General features: G+C 72.3%; 22 protein-coding genes. 10 read left to right on the forward strand and 12 right to left on the reverse strand.

The genetic code is table 11. The annotated features are described in order from the left end of the window. The 3 genes from H3C53_06395 to H3C53_06405 form a co-directional block, all read right to left on the reverse strand. A partial coding sequence (locus H3C53_06395; protein MBW7916301.1) for a monovalent cation/H+ antiporter subunit D occupies positions 1-1,529 on the reverse strand: 1,529 nt, incomplete at its 3' end. Continuing rightward, positions 1,526-1,864 carry a Na+/H+ antiporter subunit C gene (locus H3C53_06400; GenBank protein ID MBW7916302.1) on the reverse strand — a complete coding sequence of 113 codons (339 nt, stop codon included), beginning with the start codon at positions 1,862-1,864 and terminating at the stop codon, positions 1,526-1,528. The genes H3C53_06400 and H3C53_06395, both read right to left, overlap by 4 nt. Beyond that, positions 1,864-4,863: a monovalent cation/H+ antiporter subunit A gene (locus H3C53_06405; GenBank protein ID MBW7916303.1), complete on the reverse strand. Its 3,000-nt coding sequence runs from the start codon at positions 4,861-4,863 to the stop codon at positions 1,864-1,866. The genes H3C53_06400 and H3C53_06405 overlap by 1 nt, the downstream gene beginning before the upstream one ends. Before the next feature lie 114 nt (positions 4,864-4,977). Here H3C53_06405 and H3C53_06410 point away from each other — a divergent pair, with 114 nt between their 5' ends. The 4 genes from H3C53_06410 (at position 4,978) to H3C53_06425 (ending at position 9,910) form a co-directional block, all read left to right on the forward strand. Beyond that, positions 4,978-6,486 carry a serine hydrolase gene (locus H3C53_06410; GenBank protein MBW7916304.1) on the forward strand — a complete coding sequence of 503 codons (1,509 nt, stop codon included), beginning with the start codon at positions 4,978-4,980 and terminating at the stop codon, positions 6,484-6,486. 70 nt (positions 6,487-6,556) lie between these two features. Further along, on the forward strand, positions 6,557-7,468 hold the full coding sequence (locus H3C53_06415) for an ABC transporter ATP-binding protein (GenBank protein MBW7916305.1): 912 nt from the start codon (positions 6,557-6,559) through the stop codon (positions 7,466-7,468). Positions 7,469-7,514: 46 nt separating this feature from the next. Continuing rightward, positions 7,515-8,735, forward strand: coding sequence for an ABC transporter permease (locus H3C53_06420; protein ID MBW7916306.1), 1,221 nt, complete (start codon positions 7,515-7,517; stop codon positions 8,733-8,735). Further along, the gene (locus tag H3C53_06425) at positions 8,732-9,910 is read left to right on the forward strand and encodes an ABC transporter permease (GenBank protein ID MBW7916307.1); all 1,179 of its coding nucleotides are present in this window, start codon (positions 8,732-8,734) and stop codon (positions 9,908-9,910) included. The genes H3C53_06420 and H3C53_06425 overlap by 4 nt, the downstream gene beginning before the upstream one ends. Before the next feature lie 49 nt (positions 9,911-9,959). Here the strand turns inward: H3C53_06425 and H3C53_06430 are convergent, their stop codons facing one another. After that, positions 9,960-11,159, reverse strand: coding sequence for a DUF1810 family protein (locus tag H3C53_06430; protein MBW7916308.1), 1,200 nt, complete (start codon positions 11,157-11,159; stop codon positions 9,960-9,962). An 81-nt stretch (positions 11,160-11,240) separates the two neighbouring features. Here H3C53_06430 and H3C53_06435 point away from each other — a divergent pair, with 81 nt between their 5' ends. Next, positions 11,241-11,894: a CAP domain-containing protein gene (locus H3C53_06435; protein ID MBW7916309.1), complete on the forward strand. Its 654-nt coding sequence runs from the start codon at positions 11,241-11,243 to the stop codon at positions 11,892-11,894. Between the two features lie 40 nt (positions 11,895-11,934). On the opposite strand, the gene H3C53_06440 is transcribed toward H3C53_06435, so the two are convergent. The 3 genes from H3C53_06440 to H3C53_06450 form a co-directional block, all read right to left on the reverse strand. Then, complete coding sequence (locus H3C53_06440; protein MBW7916310.1) at positions 11,935-12,321, reverse strand: type II toxin-antitoxin system VapC family toxin; 387 nt, start codon at positions 12,319-12,321, stop codon at positions 11,935-11,937. Continuing rightward, on the reverse strand, positions 12,318-12,545 hold the full coding sequence (locus H3C53_06445; protein MBW7916311.1) for a type II toxin-antitoxin system Phd/YefM family antitoxin: 228 nt from the start codon (positions 12,543-12,545) through the stop codon (positions 12,318-12,320). Before H3C53_06445 ends, H3C53_06440 begins: the two co-directional genes overlap by 4 nt. Before the next feature lie 65 nt (positions 12,546-12,610). Further along, a complete protein-coding gene (locus H3C53_06450) occupies positions 12,611-13,333 on the reverse strand; it encodes a hypothetical protein (GenBank protein ID MBW7916312.1) in 723 nt (240 codons plus the stop codon). Positions 13,334-13,519: 186 nt separating this feature from the next. On the opposite strand from H3C53_06450, the gene H3C53_06455 reads away from it, so the two are divergent. Both H3C53_06455 and H3C53_06460 read left to right on the forward strand, forming a co-directional pair. Next, positions 13,520-13,810, forward strand: coding sequence for an AbrB/MazE/SpoVT family DNA-binding domain-containing protein (locus H3C53_06455; GenBank protein ID MBW7916313.1), 291 nt, complete (start codon positions 13,520-13,522; stop codon positions 13,808-13,810). A gap of 12 nt (positions 13,811-13,822) precedes the next feature. After that, positions 13,823-14,257 (forward strand): DNA-binding protein, encoded by a 435-nt coding sequence (locus H3C53_06460; protein MBW7916314.1) that lies wholly within the window; start codon positions 13,823-13,825, stop codon positions 14,255-14,257. Between the two features lie 30 nt (positions 14,258-14,287). Here H3C53_06460 and H3C53_06465 read toward each other — a convergent pair whose 3' ends face one another. The 3 genes from H3C53_06465 to H3C53_06475 are packed head-to-tail and all read right to left on the reverse strand — an operon-like array spanning position 14,288 to position 17,600. Next, a complete protein-coding gene (locus tag H3C53_06465; protein ID MBW7916315.1) occupies positions 14,288-15,127 on the reverse strand; it encodes an ABC transporter permease in 840 nt (279 codons plus the stop codon). After that, on the reverse strand, positions 15,124-16,074 hold the full coding sequence (locus H3C53_06470) for an ABC transporter permease (protein ID MBW7916316.1): 951 nt from the start codon (positions 16,072-16,074) through the stop codon (positions 15,124-15,126). The genes H3C53_06465 and H3C53_06470 overlap by 4 nt, the downstream gene beginning before the upstream one ends. Before the next feature lie 11 nt (positions 16,075-16,085). Next, on the reverse strand, positions 16,086-17,600 hold the full coding sequence (locus H3C53_06475; protein ID MBW7916317.1) for an ABC transporter substrate-binding protein: 1,515 nt from the start codon (positions 17,598-17,600) through the stop codon (positions 16,086-16,088). Between the two features lie 138 nt (positions 17,601-17,738). Between H3C53_06475 and H3C53_06480 the strand changes: the two genes are divergently transcribed. From H3C53_06480 to H3C53_06490, 3 genes are all read left to right on the forward strand, one after another. Beyond that, positions 17,739-18,818, forward strand: a complete 1,080-nt coding sequence (locus tag H3C53_06480; protein MBW7916318.1) for a serine hydrolase — start codon at positions 17,739-17,741, stop codon at positions 18,816-18,818. Between the two features lie 50 nt (positions 18,819-18,868). Beyond that, entirely contained in the window at positions 18,869-19,987 is a 1,119-nt protein-coding gene (locus H3C53_06485; protein MBW7916319.1) for an anhydro-N-acetylmuramic acid kinase, read from the forward strand. Between the two features lie 368 nt (positions 19,988-20,355). After that, on the forward strand, positions 20,356-21,984 hold the full coding sequence (locus H3C53_06490; GenBank protein ID MBW7916320.1) for a 7-cyano-7-deazaguanine synthase: 1,629 nt from the start codon (positions 20,356-20,358) through the stop codon (positions 21,982-21,984). A gap of 113 nt (positions 21,985-22,097) precedes the next feature. Here the strand turns inward: H3C53_06490 and H3C53_06495 are convergent, their stop codons facing one another. Beyond that, the gene (locus H3C53_06495; protein MBW7916321.1) at positions 22,098-23,033 is read right to left on the reverse strand and encodes an ATPase; all 936 of its coding nucleotides are present in this window, start codon (positions 23,031-23,033) and stop codon (positions 22,098-22,100) included. Then, complete coding sequence (locus tag H3C53_06500; protein ID MBW7916322.1) at positions 23,026-23,928, reverse strand: LysR family transcriptional regulator; 903 nt, start codon at positions 23,926-23,928, stop codon at positions 23,026-23,028. The genes H3C53_06495 and H3C53_06500 overlap by 8 nt, the downstream gene beginning before the upstream one ends. Positions 23,929-23,954: the final 26 nt, after the last annotated feature.

Here is a 23,954-nt window from a genome sequence, read left to right on the forward strand (position 1 = left end):
GGCTGCGCGAACACGGTGATGGCCATGAGGATCACGAGCAGGAACGCGACCGGCAGCGCCTCGAAGGGGCGCACCGCCGTGGGCGTGGTGTCGGGCTCCGCCCAGAACTGCTTCACGCCCTTGCGCATGAGGGCCACCAGCACCGCGAAGCCGGAGGCGACCACGGTGCCCACCACCCACCACGCCAGGGCCGCGGGGCCGTTAGCGTAACCGTCGGCGCCGCTGTCGAGCACCGCCTTGAGCATGGCGAACTTGGCCACGAAGCCCGATAGCGGCGGGAAGCCCACCAGCTGGAGCGCCACCAGGAAGAAGGCGGCGGCCAGCAGGGTGGTGGCGAGCGGCAGCGTCACGCCCAGCTCAACGCCCTCGAACTCGCTGTGCAGCGCCGTCTCGTAGTCGTCGGAGAACACCGGTTCCACGGCCCCGGTGGGCGGGGCAACGTTGCGGCGGCTCACCAGCTCGCAGAGGAGGAACAAGACGCCTATGCCGAGCGTGGAGCCCACCAGGTAGTAGAGCGCGCCCCCGATCACGGAGGCGTCGCCGCTGGCGATCACGGTGAGCAGGGTGCCCGACGAGATGAGCGTGAGGTAGCCGGCCGCGCGCGGCAACTCGGTGCTGGCGAGCACCCCGAAGCTGCCGTAGACGATGGTCGCCAGCCCCACGGCGATGAGCCACGAGCTGCCGTACAGCTCGAGGGCATGCCCTTCCGGCCACATGAGCGTGCCCAGCCGGAGGACCACGTACACCCCCACCTTGGTCATGACCGCGAAGATGGCGGCCACGGGCGCGGCGGCCGCGGAGTAGGTGGTCGGCAGCCAGAAGGATAGGGGCCAGGCGCCGGACTTCACGAGGAACGCCACGCCCAGCACCGACAGCCCCGCCTTCAGGAACACCAGTTCGTCGGGGCCGAGCTGCGCCGCCTTGACAGCCAGGTCGGCCATGTTGAGGGTGCCGGTCATGGCGTACACGAGGCTCACGCCCACCAGGAACGCCATCGAGGCGGCCAGGTTTACGGCCACGTAGTGCAGGCCCGCCTTCACCCTGCGCTTGCCTGAGCCGTGCAGCAGGAGCCCGTACGAGGCCGCCAACAACACCTCGAAGAACACGTAGAGGTTGAAGAGGTCGCCCGTGAGGAAGGCGCCCGACAGGCCCATGAGGATGAGCAGGTACAGGGTGTGGAAGCGCGGACCCAGCGTGGCCCAGCGCGCCAGCGCGTAGATCATACCCGCTGCCCCCAGCGCGTTGGTGACGAGCACCATGAGGACGGCCAGTCGGTCGGCAACCAGCACGATGCCGAACGGCGCTCCCCAGTCGCCCAGCCGGTAGACGACGATGGCCGGCGTTAGCGGGTCGTCGACCACGAGCAGTAGCCGCAGCGCGGCCGCCACCGACAGGGTCACGGTGAGCAGGCTGATGACGCCCTTGGCGCGGCGCTGCCGCTCGTGGAGCAACAGCATGGCCGCCCCGGCGACCAGGGGCAACAGGATCGGCACCGCCACGAGGTGCGGCGCCAGGCCGCCGAGGTTCATGCGGGCTCCCCGTCGCCGTCCACGTGGTCGGTGCCCGTGAGGCCGCGCGAGGCGAGCAGGACCACGAGGAAGAGAGCCGTCATCGAGAAGCTGATGACGATGGAGGTGAGGACCAACGACTGAGGCACGGGGTCGGCCAGCGTGGCGCCCTCGCTTCCGGCCCCCAGCACCGGCGCGCCGCCCACCACCAGCCGCCCCATGGAGAGGATGAACAGGTTCACGGCGTAGGTGAGGAGCGAGAGCCCGATGATCACCTGGAAGGTGCGCGGGCGCAGCAGGAGGTAGACCCCCGCCGCCGTGAACACCCCGATCCCCACGGCGACCACGACCTCCATCAGGCGCGCCCCCCCTCGGCGGTAGGTTCCCCGACCTTGGCGGGGGAGGGCGCCTCGCTGGTGGCGCCCTCCAACTCCTCGGCCGTGTGAGCGGCCCGCGGGGTGCGGATCGACTGGTGAGCGATGGCGATGAGCATGAGCACGGTGGCGCCGATGACGAGGGCGAAGACGCCGAGGTCGAAGAGGGTGGCGGTGGCGAGAGGCACGCGGCCCAGCAGCGGCAGGTCGACGTGGCCGTGGCCCGAGGTCAGGAACGGCCGTCCGAACAGCCACGCGCCTGCGCCCGTGCCGGCGGCCAGGATGAGGCCCAGCCCGATCCAGCGGAGCGGCAGGACCCTGAGCCGCTCCTCCACCCAGCGCGTGCCGCGCGCCATGTACTGCAAGATGAACGCGGTGGCCATGGTGACGCCGGCCGCGAAGCCGCCGCCGGGCTCGTCGTGGCCGCGCATGAACAGGTGGATGGCGAAGAGCGTGACGATGGGGAAGAGCAGGTGCATGACGATGCGCGGCACGAACAGGTAGTCGGTGGCCGTGTCGCCGGGGGTGCGGCCCGACAGCGCCTCGTCGTACGCGTCCTGGCGCCGCTGCTGCCGCGTGCTGCCCACCACCTCGCGCGCGGGCCTGAAACGCCTGAGGAGCGCGAAGACCGACAGCGCCACCACGGCCAGCACGGTGATCTCGCCCATGGTGTCGAACCCGCGGAAGTCGACGAGGATGACGTTCACCACGTTGCGTCCGCCGCCGCCCGGCAGCGCGTTCTCCACGAAGAACTCGCCTATCCCGCCGATCCGCTCGCGCGTCATGGCCGCCAGCGCCAGCGCCGTCATGCCGCCGCCTGCCAGGAGCGCCAGCACCAGGTCGCGGCCGCGGCGCGCGGCGGTGCGAGCGCGCGTGGCGGCGTCGGCCAGGGGCTGCGCCTCGCGGCGCGGCAGCCAACGCAGCCCCAGCAGGAGGAGCACGGTCGTCACGATCTCGACGAGCAGCTGCGTGACGGCCAGGTCGGGCGCCGACAGCCACACGAACGTGACGCAGACCACCAGCCCGGCCCCGCTGGTCAGGATCAGCGCGGCGAGGCGGTGGAACTTGGCGAGGTACGCGGCCAGCACCGCGGCGAGGGCGCCGAACGCCCAGAGCACGAGGAACGGCCACGAGAACGGCGTGGTCGCGGCGTCGCCGAGCGTGTAACCGCTGCCGGCGCGGGCGAACGCGCGGTGGAGGAACGGCGCGGCGCCCGCCAGCACCGACGCGCCGACGAGCAGGAAGAGCTGCGGCTGCAGCCTGCGCGTGCCGAGGAACCGCACGACGGCGGCGGACGCCGCGACGAGCAGCTCCATGGCGTCGTTGAAGGTCCGCCGTGCCCGCACGCGCGCCGCCCAGGGGCGGTCGTCGACCTCCCGGCTGGCCAGGCGCCGGTAGAGCGCCACGTAGAGGCCGGTGCCGAGCGCCATGGCCACCAGCGACAGGAGGAACGCGGGCGTGACCCCGTGCCACAGGTTGAGGTGGAAGGCGGGGGTGTCCGCGCCGAGGACGGCCGTTGCCGCGGAGCGCAGCAGCGGGCCGACCGTCAACGCGGGGACAACGCCGATGATCAGGCAGATGGCCACGAGCAGTTCGATGGGCAGCCGCATCCACGACACGGGCTCGTGCGGCTGGCGGGGCAGGTCCTTGGCGTCGGGGCCGAAGAAGACCTGGTGGATGAACCTCACGGAGTAGAGGACGCTGAACGCGCTACCGACGGTGGCGAGTAGCGGCAGGAGCCGGTCGAGGAGGGACCCCGTGTGGAACTCGAGGGTCTCGGTGAGGAACATCTCCTTCGAGATGAAGCCGTTCAGGAGCGGTACGCCCGCCATGGCCGCCGCGGCCACCATGGCCAGGGTGCCCGTGAGGGGCATGTGCCTCAAGAGACCGCTGAGGCGCCGCACGTCGCGGGTGCCGGTCTCGTGGTCGATGATCCCCGCGGCCATGAACAAGGACGCCTTGAAGGTGGCGTGGTTGAGCGTGTGGAAGATGGCCGCCACGGCCGCGGCCGGGGTGGAGAGGCCCAGCAGCAGGGTGATGAGACCCAGGTGGCTGATGGTCGAGTAGGCGAGGATGCCCTTGAGGTCCTCCTGGAACGTGGCCGTCACGCCACCCAGGAGGAACGTGACGAGGCCCGCCAGGGAGACCGTGTAGTACCAGGTGTCGTTGCCGGCCATCACCGGCCACAGCCGCGTCATGAGGTAGATGCCGGCCTTCACCATGGTGGCCGAGTGCAGGTAAGCCGACACGGGCGTGGGCGCGGCCATGGCGTGCGGCAACCAGAAGTGCAGCGGGAACTGGGCGCTCTTGGCGAAGGCGCCCACCAGCACGCACAGGATGGCGGGGGTGAGGAGCGGGCTGGCGGCGAGCACGTCGCGGTTGGCGAGCACCGTCGTCAGCTCGAAGCTACCCACCACGTGCCCGATGATGAGGACGCCAACCAGGAGGAAGAGCCCGCCCAGCCCGGTGACGGTGAGGGCCATGCGCGCCCCGTCGCGGGCGTTCTGGTTGTGGTGCCAGTAGCCGATGAGCAGGAACGACAGGATGCTCGTCAGCTCCCAGAAGACCAGGAGCTGCACGAGGTTGCCCGACAGCACCAACCCGAGCATGGCGCCCGTGAAGGCGAGAAGGTAGGAGAAGAAGCGCGGCACCGGGTCCTCGGGCGCCATGTAGTAGCGGGCGTACAGCACCACGAGCGCGCCGATGCCAGTGACGAGCAGCGTGAACAGCCAGCTCAGGCCGTCGAGGCGCCAGGTGAGTTGCAGGCCGAGCTCGGGCAGCCAACGCCAGGTGTGCTGCAGGACGCGGCCGTCGGTGACCTTGGGGTAGAGGTACACGGCCAACGCCAGGCCCGTCAGCGCCGTGGCTCCCGCCATGGCGGCGGCCGCGTTGCGGGCGTGGCGCGGTAGGAGCAGGACCGCCCCGCTGACTACGAAAGGTAGCAGCGCCAGGACGGGTAGTGGGGTCGTCTCTAGGGTCATTGAGGCAGGCCGCGCGGAGCCCGGCTGCCCGGGCACGACGACCCATTGTAAGGGCCGATGCTTTTGCCCGTGTAAGCGCGTCCCTGCGGCGCGGTCTCGGTGTAGCTTTGGCGCATGCCCGCGTTCCCGAGCGACCTGACGAACACGCTGACCGACCTGGTCGACGCCCTCCTGGCGCGCACCGACGCCCCCGGCCTCGGGCTCAGCGTCTTCACCGCCGACTCGATCTTGCTCGAGCGCGGTTTCGGGCGGCGCGACCGCGAGTCGTACCTACCGGTGACGCCGGCCACCATCTTCGGCGTCGCCAGCATCACCAAGTCGCTGACCGCCCTGACGACCCTCAGGCTCCGCGCGCGTGGCCTCGTGGACCTGGGCGACCCCGTCACGCGCTACCTGGACTTCGGGTCGTTGTGGCGCGACGGACCCGCCGCCACCCTCGCGCACTTCCTGAGCCACACGAGCGGCCTGCCGGCCACGCCCACCATGACCTGGCTGCGTCACGCCAGCCAGCTGGAGGACCCCGTGACGGCCGGCCCCGCCCTGGCCGAGGCGAAGCTGACGCTGGCGCCCGGCGCCATCGGCATGCCGCCCGCCGACGGGCACTTGGGCCTTGACGCCGTCGACGCCGCCGCGGCGGCCATGGAGGACGGGGCGGCGCTCGACCGGCTAGCCGCCCTGGCGGCCGAGGTCGGCAGCTTCGAGGGCATGGCGGGCTGGCTCGGGCGCAACGCGCGCCCGTTGGCGGCGCCGGGCGAGCTCTACTCGTACAGCAACGACGCCTTCTGCCTGGTGGGCGGCATCCTGGAGGGCGTGGCCGGGGCGCCGTTCGCGGCGCTGGCGGAGCGCGAGGTGCTGGGCCCGCTCGGCATGCGCCGGTCGCGCTTCGACCTGGAGGGCGTCCTCGCCGACGCGGACCACGCGACCCTCTACGCCCGCGACGCCACCGGCGCCGTGCGGCGCTCGCCCGCCTGGGAGACGACGGGGGTCATGCAGGGCGGCGGCATGCTCAAGAGCACGCTGCAGGACCTGCGCGCCTACGTGAGGCACCTGCTGGCCGGTGGGCCGGCCGTGGCCGAGATGACGCGGCCGCGGGCGGACAGCGCGCCCGGCGCCGCCTACGGTCTCGGGCTGAGCGTCGTGCGCGACTACCACGGGCTGACCATCGTGAAGCACGGCGGGAGCCTGAAGGGCGTGTCGAGCGCCATCGGCTTCGTGCCGGAACTGGGGGTGGGCGTCGTGGTGCTGTGCAACCTCGCGGGCGTGCCGGCGGAGCAGCTCCTCGTGGACGTGGTGAACGCCTGTGCCGGCCTGCCACTCGGCGGCTCGCCGTACGCTCCGGAACCCGGCGTCGCAGCCGACCACGCCGCGGCGGAGCATGCCGACCTCATCGGCGAGTACCTGTCGGGCGAACCGTACGGCCGGCTCCGCCTGCTGGCCGACGCCGACGGCGGCCTGCGCGTGGTTGCCGGCTGGCCCGAGGCGGAACTGCCCGCCTTCCTCGCCGGGCCGGACGAGGTGGCGGTCACCTACCCGGATGGCCGCCGCTCGGCGGTGCGCTTCCTGCGCGACGAGGCCGGGAAGGTCTGGAGCGCTCAAGCCGGGCGTGTGATGCTACGGCTCTAGCGGCGCCGTGACCGCGCTGAGGATCGGAGGGGAGGGGCACGTGGCGGAACCACTGCTGGTAGTCGACGGGCTGCGCCGGAGCTACGGCGAGCGCCAGGCCGTAGGGGGCGTGTCGTTCGAGGTCGGCGTGGGCGAGACGTACGGGCTGCTCGGGCCCAACGGCGCGGGCAAGACGACCCTGATCTCGATGGTCGCGGGCATCTTGCGCCGCGACGCCGGGACGGTGAGCATCGCGGGAGTCCCCGTGACGGCGACGAGCACCGCCGGACGCGGAGCGATCGGGCTCGTGCCGCAGGACCTCGCCCTCTACCCGGACCTGAGTGCCCGCGAGAACCTCGCCTTCTTCGGCCGGCTCTACGGCCTTGGTGGGCGCGAGCTGAGGACCCGCGTGGCCGAGTTGCTCGCCATGGTGGGCCTCTCGGACCGCGCCGGTTCCCTCGTCAAGACCTACTCCGGGGGCATGAAGCGCAGGCTCAACATCGCCGTCGGCCTGCTGCACGGGCCCAAGCTGCTCATCCTCGACGAGCCCACCGTGGGGGTGGACCCGCAGTCGCGCAACGCCATCCTCGAGAGCGTGGAGGCGCTGACGCGCGAGGGCATGTCCGTGCTGTACACCACGCACTACATGGAGGAGGCGGAGCGCCTCTGCGACAGGGTCGGCATCATCGACGGCGGCCTGCTACGGGCCGAGGGCACGCGGCGCGAGCTGGTCGAGATCATCGGCGGTGAGGACGTGGTGGACGTGGAGGCCGCGGGCGACCTTGGCGCCGCGGCCGCCGCCGTGCGCCGGCTGGACGGCGTGCGCACCGTCGATGTGGGGGAGGGGCGGCTGCACGTGGTGACCGGCAGGGCCGCCGGGCTCCTTCCGCAGCTCGTCCACGCGCTGGACTCGGCCGGCGCCGACCTCGCCCGCGTCGAGGTGAGGGAGCCCGACCTGGAGGCCGTGTTCCTGCACCTCACCGGCAAGGCGCTGAGGGACTGACGTGCGGTCCGGCCCGGTGGACGACGGGACCCGGAGAGCGAGCGCGTTGGCCGCCGTCATGTGGATGGCCGCCAACGACCTGCGGCAGAGACTCCGCGACTGGTCGTTCCTCATCTTCGGCCTGCTAGTGCCGTTCGCGCTGGCGTTCGTGTTCAGCCTTCTGATCGGCCCGCTCGAGCGAGCCTCCCCCGTCACGGCCGCCGTTGTGCTCGCCGACGAGGACGTCACCGTGATGTCGATGGGCATGCGCACGGCGCTCGCGGCCGCCGCCGAGGCGGGCGTGGTCACCTGGACGAGCGCGCCGGACGAGGCCGAGGCCAGGCGGCGGTTGGAGGCCGGCGAGGCCGACGCCGCCGTGGTCTTGCGCCGCGGTTTCGGCGCGGCCGTGGCGGCGGCGGCCCGGACGGCCACGGAGACGACGGACGGCGCCGATGCAAGCGAGACCGAAGCGCTCGGGGTGACCGTCGTGGGTCGCGCGGACCGGATCCTCGCCACGCAGATCGCCCGGGGCGTCACCACCGCATACGTCAGCCGGATCCGCTCCGGGGTCTGGGCCGCATCGGCACTAGGCCTGGCAGGGCACCCCGTCACCTTCGCGATCGCGGTGGCCCAGGTGGCGGGCGCGCCCGACCCGCTCACGCTGGTGGCGGTCAAGACGTCCGATAGGCAGCTGGGACCGACCACGTACTACGCCGCCGGCATGGCCGTGTTCTTCGTCTTCTTCATCGTCCAGTTGGGCGTCATGGGGCTCCTCGACGAGGAGAGGCACGGCACGCTCGCCCGCCTGCTGGCGGCCCCGGTCGCGCGCGGCGCCGTCCTGGCCGCCAAGGTGCTGTCGAGCGTCGTCATCGGCGTGGTGAGCATGGTGACCCTGGCGGTGGCCAGCACGCTGATCATGGGCGCCGAGTGGGGCGCGCCGCTCGGGGTGTTCGCCCTGATACTGGCCGTCGTGGCGTCCGCCGCCGGCATCCTCATGCTCGTGGCGGGCCTGGCACGCTCCTCCGAGGCCGCCGGCAACGTGCAGGCCGTCATCGCCATCACCCTCGGCGCGCTGGGAGGAACGTTCTTCCCCCTCCCGCAGACGAGCGGGGTGATGGAGTGGCTACCGAAGGCCTCGCCCCACCACTGGTTCATGCGCGGGATGGGCGACCTCGCCGCCGGTGGCGGTGTTGCCGCGACCCTCCCCTCGCTTGCCGCCCTCGCGCTCTTCGCGTTCGTCACGGGGGCCGCCGGTTGGGCATTGCTCGCACGGAGGCTGAACCGATGAATGGCGAGGCGCTCGGCAAGGTGATCGCGATCGCCGGCTCGAACCTCACGAGGTTCCTGCGCGACCGCTTCAACTACTTCTTCGTGTTCGTGTTCCCGCTCGGGCTCATCCTCATACTCGGGTTGGCGTTCGGGAGCGGGGCCAAGCCCACGGTCGGCGTGGTGGCCGGCCAGGACGCTACGGCGCAGCGGTTCGTCGCTGCGCTCGAGGCCGACGACTCCCTGATCGTGGAACGCCAGGCCGACGCCGCCGAGCTGCGTGGGCGAGTGGAGCGCGGCGCCTTGGCGGCCGGCGTGATCCTGCCGGTCGACCTGGCCGAGCGGCTGGCTGCCGGCGAGGACGTTGAGGTCCAGTTCCTCTCGGTCGGCGCGGGAACCGGCAGATCGCTCCAGTACACGGTGAGCGGCGCCCTCAGCGAGGTGGCGGCGACCGTACGCGCTGCGAGGTACGTGGAGCGAGGGACGCTCGAGGGTCTGAGCGGATCGCTCGCCCTGGTCGACGCCGCGGCGGCAGCAACGCCGGCGATCACCGTGGAGCAGCAGTGGATCGGCGGGGGTTCCGGCGGCGACCTGGACGTGGCGTTCGCGATCGGAGCCGGCTCACAGCTGGTCCTCTTCGTGTTCTTGACGGGCCTCACGAGCGCGTCCGCGTTGATCCTGAGCCGCACGCTAGGCGTGAGCCGCCGCATGCTCGCGTCCCCGACGCACCCCGTCACCATCGTGCTCGGCGAGGCGCTCGGGCGCTACCTCGTGGCGCTGTTCCAGGGGGTCTACATCATCCTGGCCACGGCGCTCCTCTTCGGGGTCGTGTGGGGCGACCTGGTCGCGTCCCTCCTCGTGCTGGCCGTGTTCGCGGCCGTTGCGGCCGGCGCGGGCATGCTCCTCGGCTCCGTGTTCGAGACGGACCAGCAGGCCTCGGGCGTGGCGATCCTGGTCGGACTCGGCCTCGCGGCGCTGGGCGGCGCCATGGTGCCGCTCGAGGTGTTCGGCCCCACCATGCGCGCGGTGGCGCGCTTCGTGCCGCACTCGTGGGCGGTGGACGCCTACGCGCAGCTCCTCCGCCGCGGTGCCGGGCTGGTAGACGTGCTGCCGCAGCTGGGCGTCCTCACCGGTTTCGCGGTGTTGTTCTTCGCGCTCGCCGCGTGGCGGTTCAGGGCGCGGCTGCTGGAGGGGTGAGGGAGCCCGGCGCCTGACGCGAGAGCGTCGGCCCGCGCCGGTGCGCGCGTCAGCGGCGGTAGAGGGCGTTCAGCGTCACGCGGTGACCCGCGGAGGTGGGCACCGTCACGGCCGCGGTCGGCAGCGCCGGGCGGAGGCCGTGGCGCGCGAAGTCCGCGTCCAACCCCGCCAGGCTCGGCAGGGTCATCCGGCGTTCGCCTGGCCCGAAGCCGACCCAGACGTCCGTCTCTCCAGGGACCGGCCTCAACGGCTCGCCGCTCGGCCGCGAGTCGGGGCCGAAGTTGGCCACCAGGCAGAGGCCGCCCGGCCGCAACACCCGCGCGATCTCGGCGAGCGCGGCGTGCCACTCCTCCGACGAGCGGGCGTCCTGCAGCACCCCCAGCGCGACCACCAGGTCGAAGCTCGCGTCTTCGTGGGCGGCCAGGCTACGCATGGCGCCGACCCGCACCCGGCGCGTGGCCTCCTCCTGCCCGAGCACGTCGGCCAGGCGGCGGCGCGTCTCCTCGACCATCGCGAACGACGCGTCGAGCGCCCACACGTCGCAGCCCTGCCGTGCCAGCCACACGGTGTTGCGCCCACCCGCGCAGCCGATGTCGAGGACCCGCGGCTCGGTGCCGCCCGCGCGCCAACCGCCCTCCGCCCATGCGGAGCGCACTGCCGCGTACTCGTCGTCACCCGCCAGCAGGTGCTGCAGCCGGTGATCCGGGGGCCTGGCGGCGAAGGCGGCCACCACGCTCGGGTCCTCCCACATGTCGTTGCCCTCGGGCCGGGCCGCGCGCTCCCAGCGCTCCAGCGTCGCCACCGTGAGCGGGTCCGGCTCGCCGCCGTAGTACTTGTCGAGCACGCCCTGGAACACGGACGGTCCGTCGACTTCGCCGTCGCCGCGCCGCTCCACGGCCGCGAAGAGGGTGGCGCTCGAGCGGAGCTTGAGGTCGTCGGGGACCCCCATGACCTCGGTGGCCGTGCGCCCCTCGATGCGGAGGAGCAGCGCGGCGCACTCCCGGAGCCGTGCTCCGAGGACGGGGTGCGCCAGGTACGCCTCCGCCTCGGCGAAAGACGAGATGGCGTACCTCTCGGCCATGGCGCTGAAACCGAGCCCGACCACCTGCGGGAACACGAACCACATCCAGTGCGTGAGCTTCCGACCGGCCTTCAGCTCGGCGACGACCTGCGGGTACACGCCGGCCTGCGCGGCCACGAACCTCTCGAGGTCGGCCGATACCCTCTCTTCATGACCCTCCACGCTCATGCCCGGCCTCCCGGGTCACGCTACCGCCCAAGTTGGAGGAACGCCACAGCCGCGCGACCGCCGGGCGGTCTAGCGTGGCGCATGAAGCTCCGCCGCCTGCTCGCCGCCGGCCTGGTGGCCCTGCTGCTGACTGCGTGCGGCACGGGGATATTGCCGGGCGAGCCCGGTCCGCCCTCGTCTGGGCCGACGGATCCCGCCGACCCGCGGGAGCCGTCGGGTCCGACCGACCCCTCCGGCCCGGCAGACCCCGGCGATCCTGACCCCGGCGATCCTGACCCTGGTGACCCGGATCCAGGTGACCCTGACCCTGGTGACCCGGACCCGGGGCCTAGCTTCGGACCTACCGCGACCGCCTTCCTCGTGGCCGTCAACGAGGCGCGCGCGAGCGGCGCCACGTGCGGTACCGAGGTCATGCCACCCGCGCCGGCCCTGACGCTCGATGCCAGGCTGATCCGGGCCGCCGAGGTCCATAGCCAGGACATGGCCGACACGAAGCAGATGAGGCACGAGGGTTCCGACGGGTCTAGCGCCGGCGACCGCATCACCAGGGAGGGGTACGCCTGGTGGGCTTGGGGTGAGAACGTCGCGTGGGGCTACACGAGCGTTACCAGCGTCATGCAGGGTTGGCTCGACAGCCCCGGCCACTGCAGGAACATCATGAACGCCAACTTCACCCAGCTTGGCGCTGCGGGAGTGGACAACTACTGGACCCAGGTTTTCGCGCGGTCCAGGTGACGGGTTCTGCCGCTACTTGGGGAGTGGTCGGAGATGGGCCTTACCAGAGCGTCTTGACTGGGTACTCGGACAACGCTCGGTCGTTGGTGACGAGCGTCATGTCGCCGTTCGCGGCCTGTGCTGCTAGGAGTCGGTCGAACGGGTCGCTGTGGTGCTGCGGTAGCGAGTAGTCCGCGAGTACGTGCTTCAGGGTGATAGGGAGCACGGTGAACGCATGGCGCTTGAGCATCAGCGGGACGAACTCGTCGGGAGCCTCTGGCAGCGGGAGGCGCCCAAGCCGAGCCTTGATCGCTATCTCCCAACCACTCACGACACTGAAGTAGACCTCGTTATCAGCACTACCGACGGCGGTCCTGACGGTCGTTGACAGCCTCCCATCGTCAGCGCACCACCACAGGAACACGTGCGTGTCGAGAAGCAGCCTCATCTGAAATGCCGTTCGAACTCCTCCGGCAACGGATCGAAGAAGTCGTCGGGTACTACGAGCCCTTCTGCTCCCCCGGGTGTGCGGACGCGCTTGTGCGCCACCGGGCTGAGCTTCGCGACCGGCTCGCCGGCCTTGGAGATGATGATCTCCTCGCCCATGGCGACACGCTCTAGCAGCTTCGAGAGGTGCGTCTTGGCATCGTGAACGTTGATAGGCGCCGGCACGCCACCATCATAGACTAAGTAGCGGACTAAGTACGCCTAGCTGCCTGCCCGGAGGTCTTGGTGCCCTACTCGAACAGGCTCTCGTCCAACGTCGTGTTGTAGGCCACGGCCTCGACGTGCGTGTCGGCGACCTTCTTCCAGGTACCGCCCTGGAGCATGTAGCTGCTCGAGTCGAAGCCCATGAGCGCGCCGGTGTCTACGGGCGCGGCGTAGACGACGAGGAACTCGCCGTCCTCGAAGCCGGAGTGGACGGCTATCAGTTTGTCGTCCTGGAACAGGTAGTGGAGCGTGGTGGCTTCGCCGGCGTCGTCGTGGGTGGTGTAGGTCACCTGCTCGCCGGAGACGATGTCGCCGTAACTCACGACGCCGTCGAAGGTGGCCACGTCGCCGTCCTTGATGAGGATGGGCGCGTTCTGGTCGAACATCTGCTCCATCTGGGCGGCGGCCTCCGGCGGCGCCGGGAGGGTCATCGGGACACCGACCATGCTCATCGTGACCTGGCCGTCCTTTAGGACGAGCTTGGTGCTCATCCCGGCCATCTCGGTGATGGTCACGAGTCGCCTGCCGTCGAAGTCGATCACGATGCGCGCCGTAGACTCCATCGGTTCCTCACCGTCCACGTAGGCCGTCGTCTTGATGCTCTGGTCGACGTTGTGGATCTCCCCGACGTCGGCGGGTGTGAGCCCCTCGAGCAACTCGCGCGCGCGGGCGTCCACCTGGGCAGCGGCGGTGGAGACCAGAAGGGAGATGAACAGGGCGGCTAGCAGGCCAATCCGTCGCGTGATCATGCCCGATGATAGGGCACGAACGTGAGCGGGGTCACGGTGGTCGTGAAGACAGCGAAATGGTTCACGAGAGGTGCTCTCGTGGCGCTTGAACATCGGAGCAGCGCCGGTAGTGGCTCGCCAGCCCGCGTGGCAAACCATCCTTTCGTCGGAATCTCTGATATTCTGAACATTGGAAGGCGGTCGAGTGTGTCCACCGCGGTTTCGGGGAAGTTGGGGAAGCGTGGCACGTTGGTCATCCCGGCGGAGCTCCGGCGCCGATATGGTCTGCGTGAAGGGTCGATGTTCATCGCGGAGGCAACTGATCAGGGAATCCTGATCAAGCCTGCGGTCGCCGTCCCGGTCGAGGTATACACTCCGGAACGCAAGGCTGAGTTCCTGCTGTCCACGGCCGTCGACGAAGCTGATTATGTCGCTGCGCGCGCTGTGGTCGAGGAACTCGGGCTCGATCCGGACGCGATCGAGCACCACAGGCCTTAGTCGCCGACCGAAGTGGATAAGTTGTTCCTTGACGCCAACGTGCTGTACTCGGCGGCGTACCTACCGGATGCTGGGTTGGCGCGGTTATGGGCCCTGCCAGGTGCTTCTTTGATCACTTCCGCTTACGCGGTGGCAGAGGCGGAGCGCAATCTCGGCTCCACCGAGCAGCACACGCGGTTGGAACGATTTCTCGAGAAGATGATCGTCGTGGATGGTGGGGTGCTACCGCCTAGCGTGGCGCGCAAGATCGGGCTACCCGATAAGGACGGGCCGATAATCGCCGCCGCGCAGGCCTCGAGGTGCTCGCACCTGATCACGGGCGACGTCCGACATTTCGGCCGGTTCTACGGCACCGAGTTGCTCGGTGTTCTGGTGCTACCACCCGCCGAATACCTGCGGATGAGAGCGCGAGGGGCTGGAGCAAGTTCAACTGGCTCAGCTGGGTGACCGTCCGTACCGGTAGCTTGGCATGCCGCGTCAAGCGTCCCGCAGCGTCGGGTCGAGCAGGTCGCGTAGGCCGTCGCCGAACAGGTTGAACCCGAACGACGCCAAGAGGATGGCCAGGCCGGAGAAGACCGACACCCACGGTGAGAGCAGCATGGTGCCGCGGCTCTCGCTGAGCATGAGCCCCAGCGACGGCGTGGGCGGCTGGGTGCCAAGGCCGAGGAAGCTCAGCGACGCCTCCACCAGGATGGCGGTGGAGAGCGACAGGGTGGTCTGAACTAAGATGGGCGCCATGATGTTGGGCGCCACGTGCTTGCCGAGCACCCGCGCCGCGCCGCCGCCGAGGGCGCGCGCCGCGGCCACGTAGTCCCAACTCAGCACGGTGAGGGCGGGCCCGCGCGCCAGGCGCGCGAAGACCGGGGTGTAGACGATGCCGATGGCGAGTCCGGTGTTGAAGCTGCCGGGACCGAGCACCGCCAGGACGGCGATGGCCAGGAGGATGATGGGGAAGGCGAGCAGCACGTCCATGACGCGCATGATCACGCGGTCGCGCCAGCCGCCCCAGTAAGCCCCGAGGAGGCCCAACACCCCGCCCACCACGGTGGCGAACGCCACGGCGGCGAGGCTCACGAACACGCTCGTGCGGTAGCCGTGGAGGATGCGCGAGAGGGTGTCGCGCCCGAAGTTGTCTGTGCCGAGCAGGTGGCGAGCGCTGGGGCCCTGGAAGCGCTCGCGGATGGACTGGACCAGCGGGTCGTAGGGCGCCAGCCACGGTCCGAGCAGGGCGGCCGCCACGACGACGAGGGCGACCACGAAACCGATGAAGCCGACCTTGTTGCGCCACAGGCGCGCGAAGAAGCGGCGCAGGCTCACGAGTACTCCACGCGCGGGTCGATCCAGGCGTAGGCGAGGTCGACGAGCAGGTTGACGACGACGAAGACGGCCGTGACGATGAGCACCACGCCCTGCAGCAGGGGGTAGTTGCGCTCGTTGATGGCGCCGAGCATGAGCCGGCCCACGCCGGGGATGGCGAACACCTGCTCGATGACGACGACGCCGGAGAGCAGGTAGCCGAGCTGCACCCCGATCACGGTGACGGCGGGGATCATGGCATTTCGGAGGGCATGTTTGTAGAAGAGGCCGCGTTCGCCCACGCCCTTGGCGCGCGCCGTGCGGACGTAATCCGACGACAGCACCTCGAGCAGGCTCGAGCGCACGATGCGCGTGAGCCCGCCCACCATGGGCAGGCTCACGGCCACCGTGGGCAGCGCCACTCGCGCCAGGTTGCCGAGCGGGTCCTCCCCGAAGGGCACGAAGCCGATGGCCGGCCACGCCGGCAGGTAGAGGCTGACGAAGTAGAGGAGGAGGACGCCCACCCAGAACGACGGCAGCGTGAGCCCCACGATGGTGAGGACCCTGACGACCACGTCCCCGCCCGTGCCCCGCGCCCGCGCGGCGAGCACGCCGAGCGGGAACGACAGGACGAGGGCGAGGACGAGCGCCAGGAGCGTGATCTCGAAGGTGGCGGGCAGGCGGGCGGCTATCTCGGTCAGGACGGGCGTGCCCGTCCAGATGCTCGTGCCGAGGTCGCCCCTGAGCGCCGCCGTGAGCCAGTTCCAGTACTGCTCGTACGCGGGGAGGTCGAGGCCGATCTGGCGGCGCAGCGCCTCCACCCGCTCGGGGGTGATGTCGACGTTGGCGCCCAGCATGATGGCGACGGCGTCGCCGGGGATGAACCGCACCATCGCGAACACGAGGAGCGACACCCCGAAGAGGACCACCACCAGGTCGGCCAGGCGCCGGACGAGGTACTGGAACACCCGCTAGGGCCTCAGCGCAGCTCGACCTCGCGCAGGTAGCGCAGGCCGCGGGTGGGGAGCTGCTGGAAGCCCGAGACCTTGTCGGAGACGGCGCTGAACAGCGTGCCGTACGCCACGTGGGCGATGGGGCCCGTGCAGGCGAGGCGCTTCTGCAGGTGGTCGTAGATGTTGACGCGCTCGGCCAGGTCGGTGGTGGTGCGGCCGCGGTTGAGGAGCTCGTCGACGGCGAGGTCCGAGAACTTGAAGACGTTGGTGGAGCCGCCCGTCACGAAGGTGCGGTAGAGGTAGCCGTCGGGGTCGGTGGCGCCGCCGTTGAGGCTCACGAAGGTGTCGAAGTCGGAGTTGCGCCACGCCTGCACGAAGGCGCCGAACTCGGCCACGTTGACGTCGAGGCGGATGCCGACCTCGGCGAGCTGCGCCTGCACGACCTGCGCCACGTCGGAGACGACCTGGATCGTGCCGAACGTCACGAGCCCGGCGTCGAAGCCGTTGGGGTAGCCGGCGTCGGCGAGGAGCTGGCGCGCCTTGGCCTTGTCGGTGGCGTAGCACTGGAAGGCGGAGGTGGGAGTGGCCCACTCGGTGAGGCCGGGGCTCAGCGGGCCGCCGGGCACGGCGTTGCCGAAGTAGACGGCGTCGACGATCTCGCTTCTGTCGATGGCGTAGTTGATGGCCTCGCGCACGCGCGGGTCGTTGAAGGGGGCGCGGCTGACGTTGAGGCCGAGGAGGGTGTAGGCGAGGTCCTGGACGCCCATGAGCGTCACGCCGCGCGCGTTCTTGAGGGTCTCGGCCGTGGCCGGGTCGACGTCGGGGATGAGGTGGTAGGTGCCCGTGCGCATGCCGGCGGCGCGGGTGGAGGCCTCGGGCACGACGTTGTAGCGCAGCTCGGCCACCTTGGGCTGGCCGGGGCGGTAGTAGTCGGGGTTGGCAGCGAGGAGGACGTAGGTGTCGGGGACGATCTCCTTCAGCATGAAGGGTCCGGTGCCGACGGCCACCTGCTGCAGGCTGCCGCCGTTGGCCTCGACGACCTCGCGCGGCACGACCGTCAGGTTGGTGAGGTTGGAGAGGAACGGCGCGAACGCCACCTTGAGCCGGAACGTGACCTCGAGCGGCCCCGTGGCCGTGACCGACTCGACCTCGGTGAAGCGGCTGGCCTGGGGGGAGCCCGTGTCGGGGTTCATGATGCGGTCGTAGGAGTACACGACGTCCTCGGCCGTCATGGTGCGGCCGTTATGGAACTTGACGCCGTCGCGGATCTGGAAGACGTAGGTGAGGCCGTCGTCCGACACCGTCCAGGAGGTGGCGAGGGCCGGCTCGAGCCCGAGGCCGGCGTTCACCTCGAGGAGGCCGTCGTAGATCTGCCCGATGACCGCGAACGAGGAGAAGGCCGTGACGACGTGGGGGTCGAGGCCGACCGGCGACTGGTCGACCGCCAGCTCGAGCCGGCCCTGTTGGGCCAGCGCCGTGCCGAAGAGGACCGCGCCGGCGAGGGCGACGGCCGCTACGAGGGAGAGCCTGCGTCTGCTCATGTTCCCGTCCTTTCATGACCGCGCCGCGCCCGGTGCGCCCGGCGAGGGGGTCGGCGCGGGCGCCGCGCGGCGAGAGCCTGAAGCGCCCTCACCGTACCATTGCTAGACCAGTGGGGCGCCGGGTGATAGCCTTCCGCCATGTCCCGACACCTCGATGGCGGAAGCTCGGCCGCCCAGCGCGCGGTCGCCGCCGCCGCCCCGCTGCTCGCGGCCGCCGTGGCCGAGCGGGTGACCCCCGGCGCGGTGCTGCAGGTGGCCGGACCGCACGGACCCGGCGCCACCACCGCCGTGGGAGCCGCGGCCTACGGCGCCGCCGCCGTAACCCCCGCCACCGTCTACGACCTGGCGTCTCTCACCAAGGTGACGGCCTGCCTGCCGTCGTTCCTCGTGCTGCTCGAGGCGGGCGAGGTGCGCCTCACCGACACGGTCGACCGCTTCTTCTCCAACGCCGGCTGGATGCAGGAGCCGTCCCTCGGGGGCGTCACGCTCGAGGAGCTGGCGCTGCACCGCTCGGGGCTGGAGGCGTGGCGGCCCCTCTACGCGACCGTCCAGGGTCGCCGCACCGTCATGGCCAACGTGCTGCAGTCGGGAGTGACCCCCACGCGCGGCCGGAACGTCTACTCGGACCTCGGCGTCATCGTGCTCACGGCGGTGATCGAGCGCGTGGCGGGGGAGCGCATCGACGCGTTCGCGGCCCGTCACGTGTTCGAGCCGCTTGGCATGACCGCCACCCGCTACGGGCCGCTACCTGACGGCGCCGCCGTGGCGGCCACCGAGGATGACGGCCTGCGCGGCCCGCTCGTCGGGCGCGTGCACGACGAGAACGCTGACGCCATGGAGGGCGTCTCGGGCCACGCCGGCCTCTTCGGCACCGCCGCCGACCTCACGCGCTACGCGCAGGCCTGGCTGCGGCTCGAGGCGCCGTTCGCGAGCGCCGATCACATGCGGCTGGCCGCCTCCGACCTGTCCGGCGGCGAGGGCGTGCGGCGCGGGGTGCTGTGGCGGCTGGCGGAGCCCGACTGGCCGTTCGGGCCGGGCTTCTCCGGCGGCGCATACGGTCACACGGGCTTCACCGGCACGAGCATGGTCATCGAGCCCGCCGCCGGCCTGGTGATCGTCCTGCTCACCAACCGCGTGCACCCGCACCGCGGCAACGCGGTCGGCATCGCGGCCCTGAGGCGCGCCGTGCACGGCGCCGTGCGCGAGGCGTTCGCGTGAGCGGGGCGAACGGCCGCGCTGACCTGCCGCCGGCCACCGTCCTTGGCGTCATGTCGGGCACCTCGCTCGACGGGGTGGACACGGTGACGGCGCGCCTGGAGCGCGTCGGGGGGCGCCTCGACTGGCGCGTGCTGGGGCGCTCGGCGCGGCCCTACCCCAGCGACCTCGCAGGGCGGCTCCACCTGGCGCTCAAGCCGGAGACGTCCGACGTGCTGCTCCTCACGGAGCTGCACCAGGAGGTCGGCCGGTTCTACGCCGAGGTGGTGACGGCGGCGCAGGCCGAGCACCCGCTCGACCTGGTGGCCCTGTCGGGCCAGACCGTCTACCACGTCCCCCGGCCGGACGCGGCGCGCGGGTGGCGCGTCAAGAGCACGCTGCAGCTGGGCGAGGCGGCCGTTGTCGCCGAGCGCTGCCGCGTGACCACCGTGTCCGACTTCCGTCAGTCCGACCTGGCCGCCGGCGGACAGGGGGCGCCGCTCGTCGCCTTCCCCGATTCGCAGCTCTACGCCGCCCCCGGCGTGGCGCGCGTGGTCGTCAACCTGGGCGGCATCGCCAACGTCACCTACCTGCCGGCGAACGGCGCCGAGGACCGCGTGGTGGCTTTCGACACGGGGCCAGGCAACTGCCTCCTCGACGAGGCCATGACGGCGCGCGCCGGCGAGCCGTTCGACGCGGGCGGCCGCGTGGCGCGCGAAGGTGCGGTCGACGAGGCGGCGCTGGCCCGCCTGCTGAGCGAACCGTACTTCGCGCTGCCGCCACCCAAGACGACAGGCCGCGAGCTCTTCCACCTGGGCGCCGCGCTCGAGGCGGGCTGGCCGGGTGGCGAGCCGCCCCTGCCGACGCTCGTGGCCACGCTCGCGCGCCTGACGGTCCGCAGCCTGGTGGACGCCGTGAACGAGCACCTGCTGCCGAAGGGCGTCGACGAGGTCCTTGTCGCGGGGGGCGGCGCCCGCAACCCCGTGCTGCTCGAGGGGATCGCCGCCGGCCTGCGCGCGCCCGTCAGGGGGTTCGCCGAGCTCGGGTACGACGACAAGGACCGCGAGACGCTCGCCATGGCCGTGATGGGCTACCTCGCGCTGCACGGCGAGCCGAACGTCCTGCCGTCCGCCACCGGCGCCGCCTGGCCCGTGGTGGCTGGCAAGGTCACTCGCCCGTGGCGGGGCCGCTGAGCCGCGCGCCAGGGTGGCGCCCGCTCGGCGCGGGCGTGGACCGGTCGTTGTACCAGGTGAGAAATGTGCGACGCTAGCTGTCGCAGGAACGTGTGAGGATATGTGGCAACCGCGCGGATCGGCCAGTGTTCGGGGGAACCGGCCGAGTCCGCGCGGCCTCTCTTGCGCTGTCGCCGCGGGCCATTAGGCCGCCGCGGCCCTCGCCCGCCAACTCGCTCCGGCGCGACGCGCGCCCGCGAACGCGCCCAGCCGCGAGCGGCGCCCGCGAACGCGCGCCGGCGCGCCGGCCGGATAACCTGGGCGGGTAGCGGCGGGGGTCAGTGGCGCCGCCAGGTTAGGAGCGCGCGCGGGCGCGACCGATGATGACAGTGACCACAAGCGACCGACTGTTCGTGACGATAAGGCCGACGGCCGAGGTGACCATCAAGTCGCGCACCACGCGCGCCACCTTCCTCCGCAAGCTGCGCCTGGCCACGAAGGACGCGCTGCAACGCGCCGGCCTCGAGGCGCGCGCGTTCGTTCGCGGCAACCGCGTCATGGCTGAGGTCGGGCCCGGCGCCGCCCCCGCCGACCCGGCCGCCGTGGCGCCCGTGCTGGCGCGCGTGTTCGGCATCGGGTCGTTCTCGTTCGTCGAGGCCGTCGCCGCCCCCGACCTGGGCGCCATCGTCGAGCTGGGGCTCGCGCTCTACGGCGACAGGGTGAAGGGGCGACGCTACGCGGTGCGCTGCAAGCGCTCCGGCCGGCACCCCTTCGGTTCCCTCGACGTCGAGCGCAAGCTGGGCGCGGCCCTCAACCCCGGCGCCAAGGTCGACCTCACCCACCCCGAGGTGACCGTCGAGGTGGAGGTCGACGAGCGCCAGGCCCTCTTCTTCAGCCAGCGCCACCAGGGGGCCGGCGGGCTGCCGCTCGGGACGGGCGGTCACGCCCTCGCCCTCCTCTCCGGCGGCTACGACTCCGTGGTGGCGGCGTGGTCCCTCATGCGCCGCGGCGTGGAGGTCGACTTCGTGCACTTCCGCCTCGGCGAACTCGAGTCGGAGCGCCTCGCGCTGCGCGTGGCCAAGCGGCTGTGCGACACCTGGGGCGCCGGCTCGCGCCCCGAGGCGCACGTGATCGACCTGCGCCCCGCCATGGCCGAGATGCGCGAACAGCTCGACACCAGGGTGTGGCAGGTGGGACTCAAGCGCCTCATGCTGCGCGCCGCCGACGGCACCGCCGACGCGCTAGAGGCGTACGCGGCCGGCGCCGAACCCGCCCAGGCGAGCGGCGCGGCCGGCGAGGGCCCGCGCGAGCGGGGGCGCCGCGTGTCGCGCCGGCGCGTCGACGCGCTCGTGACCGGCGAGGCCATCGGTCAGGTGTCGTCGCAGACGCTCTCCAACCTCCGCACCATCGACGCCGCCGCCGGCCGACCCGTCCTCAGGCCGCTAATCGCCCACGACAAGCAGCAGATCATCCTCCTCGCGGAGCGGATCGGCACGGCCGAGCTGTCGGCCACCGCAGTGGAGGAGTGCAACATCACCCCGGTGCGGCCGGCGACCTCGAGCCGCGCGGAGCGGTTGCAGCAGCAGGAGGAGGGGATGGACGGTTCGGCCCTCGCCCGCGAACTGGCGCGCGTGGCGCGGGGCGACTCGCGCATCCCGCTACGCGCCATGCGCGAGGGCGAGGGCGTGCTCGCCGGCCCGACCCCGGATGGGGACGAGCTGATCGTGCACGAGCTCCCCGATGGCGCCGTGCTCGTGGATTGCCGCACCGACACGAGCGGCGGTTGGCGGCCCGACTGGCCCGCCGTCACGCCCGCCCCGCCCGACCTGTACGCGGGTCTCGCGGCCGGCGGAGCGGCGCCCCTCGACCGCGACACCACCTACGTGACGTTCTGCGCCCACGGGGTGCGCAGCCGCTACGCGGCCGAGCGCCTGCGCGCGGCCGGGTTGAGGGCCCACAGCTTCGGGAGCGGCGAGGAGGAGCTTCGCCGCTACCTGGCGACGCGCGTCACGGCCTAGCGACTCGCGGCGCGGCGCGTCACGGCCTGGCGCCGCGCGGCATGGCGCGCGTCACGGCCTTGCGCCGCGCGACCCGGCGCGTCACGGCCTGGTGCCTCCCGGCCTAGCGCGCGTCACGGCCCGAGGCGCGCGAGCAGCGCGGCCGCCTCGACCGGCTCGCGCGTGCTCACCTCACAGCGCGTGCCCGCCGGCAGCGCCGCCGCCAGCGCGGCGGTGAGCGGCTCGCCGCAGCGCGCCACCCCGCCCGCCAGGGCCACGGGCAGGGCGAGGCCGATGCGCCCGCTCACGACCCGCGCCAGCCGGGCCAGCTCCGCGCCCGCGGCCGCCAGCACGGCGCGGGCGTCCGCGTCGCCCCGCGCGGCCGCGAGCGCCACCACCCGCGTCAGGCCGGCAACGCGCGCCCTCCCGCCGCCATACACCTCGCGGCGGATGGTGTCCCAGTCGCCGCCACCAAGGGCGGCGGCCAGGCCGCTCGCCAGCGCGCCGCCCGGGTAGGCGCCCAGCTCGTCGCCGCGCCGCAGCACGCGCCTGAGCGCCTCGCGTCCGATCCAGTAGCCGCCGCCCGCGTCGTCGATGAGGTAACCGTGCCCGCCTGCGCGCACGGCCTCGCCGCGCGCCGTGAGGTGGAAGCCGATGCTGCCCGTGCCGGCGTACACGAGCACCCCCTCGCCCGGCGCGAAGGCCGCGAGGTAAGCGATGTGGACGTCGGGCAGGACGGTCACGGCCGCGCGCGGCACGGCCAGGGCGGCGGCGGTGGCCGCGGCCAGCGTCTCCGCGTCGGGCGAGCCCGGCTCCAGGCCCGTCACTCCCGCCGCCACGCGCGCGGGGCGGGCCACCGCCGCGACCTCAGCGAGCAGCGCGGCGAGGCGCTCGAGCGCGGCGCCCCGCTCGCCCGACCGGAGCTGGATGGCGGAGATGGGGCCAGCCGCGCCGCGCGCCAGCTCCACCCCGGCTGCGTCCTGCAGTAGCCAGCGGGTGCTCGAGCCGCCGGCGTCGAGGCCCAGGTAGGCCTTCGCTCCCTCCTGCGGTTGGGGCGGGGCGTCAGTCACGCATGGCCTCGGCGGCGACGGCCTCGAGCAGCTCCGCCTGCTCCCGCGCGGCGGCGTCGGTGAGGAGCAGCCAGACGGCCAGGCGGTCGTCGCCCGCCTCGCCGAACGGTAGCGGCGCCAGCGTGAGCCAGCCTGCGGCCGCCTCGGCGCGGAGCTCCGAGGCCAACGCCACACCCAGCCCGGCACCCGCCAGGACGCCCGCCCGAACCGCGGCCGGGCTCGGCATGGGCGTCTCGTGGACGGAGCCGAGGCCCGCCCGCCGCAGCAGCAACCGCGCGCGCTCACCCACCACGCTGGGGGCGGCGGGCACGAGCCAGCGCGCCCGGCCGAGGGCGGCGAGGTCGGGACCGGCCCCGCCGCGGTGTCTCAGCGCCGCCTCGCCGGGGTGGGCCGCCAGGGCGAGGGCCTCCTCGCCGACGCGCACGGCCCGCAATCCCGGCTCGCCCCCGGCCGGCGCGGCGAGGGTGACGGCGGCCGTGAGTTCACCGCGCCTTAGCGCCGCCAGGAGCGCCCCCGAGTGCGCCTCCACCAACTCCAGCTCCAACTCAGCGCGGGCGCCCGCGGCGCCCGCCAGCCGCGCCACCAGGTGCGGGCTGACGCCCAGGCGCACGCGCGTGCCCACCGCTGCGCCCGGGTCGAGGCGCGCGGCCGCCTCGCCCAGCGCGCGCCGAACGTCGCGCGCCGCGCCGAGCAGCGCCGTGCCGGCCGGCGTCAGGCGCGTGCCCGCCGACGTTCGTTGAGTGAGGGGCGCGCTCGCCAGCTGCTGCAGCGCCGCCAACCGGCGGCTGACGGAAGACTGGCCGACGCCCAGGAGCGCCGCGGCGGCGCTCTCGTTGCCCGCCTCCTCGACGGCCAGGAGGGTGAGGAGCTGTTCGGCGTCCGGCAGGGGCGGCATGAACGTATTATGCCGCGCGCGCATAG

It is taken from the genome of Trueperaceae bacterium (assembly GCA_019454765.1).
In the GTDB taxonomy this organism is placed as follows: domain Bacteria; phylum Deinococcota; class Deinococci; order Deinococcales; family Trueperaceae; genus JAAYYF01.

Coding starts and splice junctions, on each gene's coding strand:
- H3C53_06440 (MBW7916310.1), bottom strand. CDS start 12,321: ATGAGGCTGCTTCTCGACACGCACGTGTTCCTGTGGTGGTGCGCTGAC.
- H3C53_06435 (MBW7916309.1), top strand. CDS start 11,241: ATGAAGCTCCGCCGCCTGCTCGCCGCCGGCCTGGTGGCCCTGCTGCTG.
- H3C53_06430 (MBW7916308.1), bottom strand. CDS start 11,159: ATGAGCGTGGAGGGTCATGAAGAGAGGGTATCGGCCGACCTCGAGAGG.
- H3C53_06425 (MBW7916307.1), top strand. CDS start 8,732: ATGAATGGCGAGGCGCTCGGCAAGGTGATCGCGATCGCCGGCTCGAAC.
- H3C53_06480 (MBW7916318.1), top strand. CDS start 17,739: ATGTCCCGACACCTCGATGGCGGAAGCTCGGCCGCCCAGCGCGCGGTC.
- H3C53_06500 (MBW7916322.1), bottom strand. CDS start 23,928: ATGCCGCCCCTGCCGGACGCCGAACAGCTCCTCACCCTCCTGGCCGTC.
- H3C53_06450 (MBW7916312.1), bottom strand. CDS start 13,333: ATGATCACGCGACGGATTGGCCTGCTAGCCGCCCTGTTCATCTCCCTT.
- H3C53_06485 (MBW7916319.1), top strand. CDS start 18,869: ATGTCGGGCACCTCGCTCGACGGGGTGGACACGGTGACGGCGCGCCTG.
- H3C53_06410 (MBW7916304.1), top strand. CDS start 4,978: ATGCCCGCGTTCCCGAGCGACCTGACGAACACGCTGACCGACCTGGTC.
- H3C53_06405 (MBW7916303.1), bottom strand. CDS start 4,863: ATGACCCTAGAGACGACCCCACTACCCGTCCTGGCGCTGCTACCTTTC.
- H3C53_06475 (MBW7916317.1), bottom strand. CDS start 17,600: ATGAGCAGACGCAGGCTCTCCCTCGTAGCGGCCGTCGCCCTCGCCGGC.
- H3C53_06400 (MBW7916302.1), bottom strand. CDS start 1,864: ATGGAGGTCGTGGTCGCCGTGGGGATCGGGGTGTTCACGGCGGCGGGG.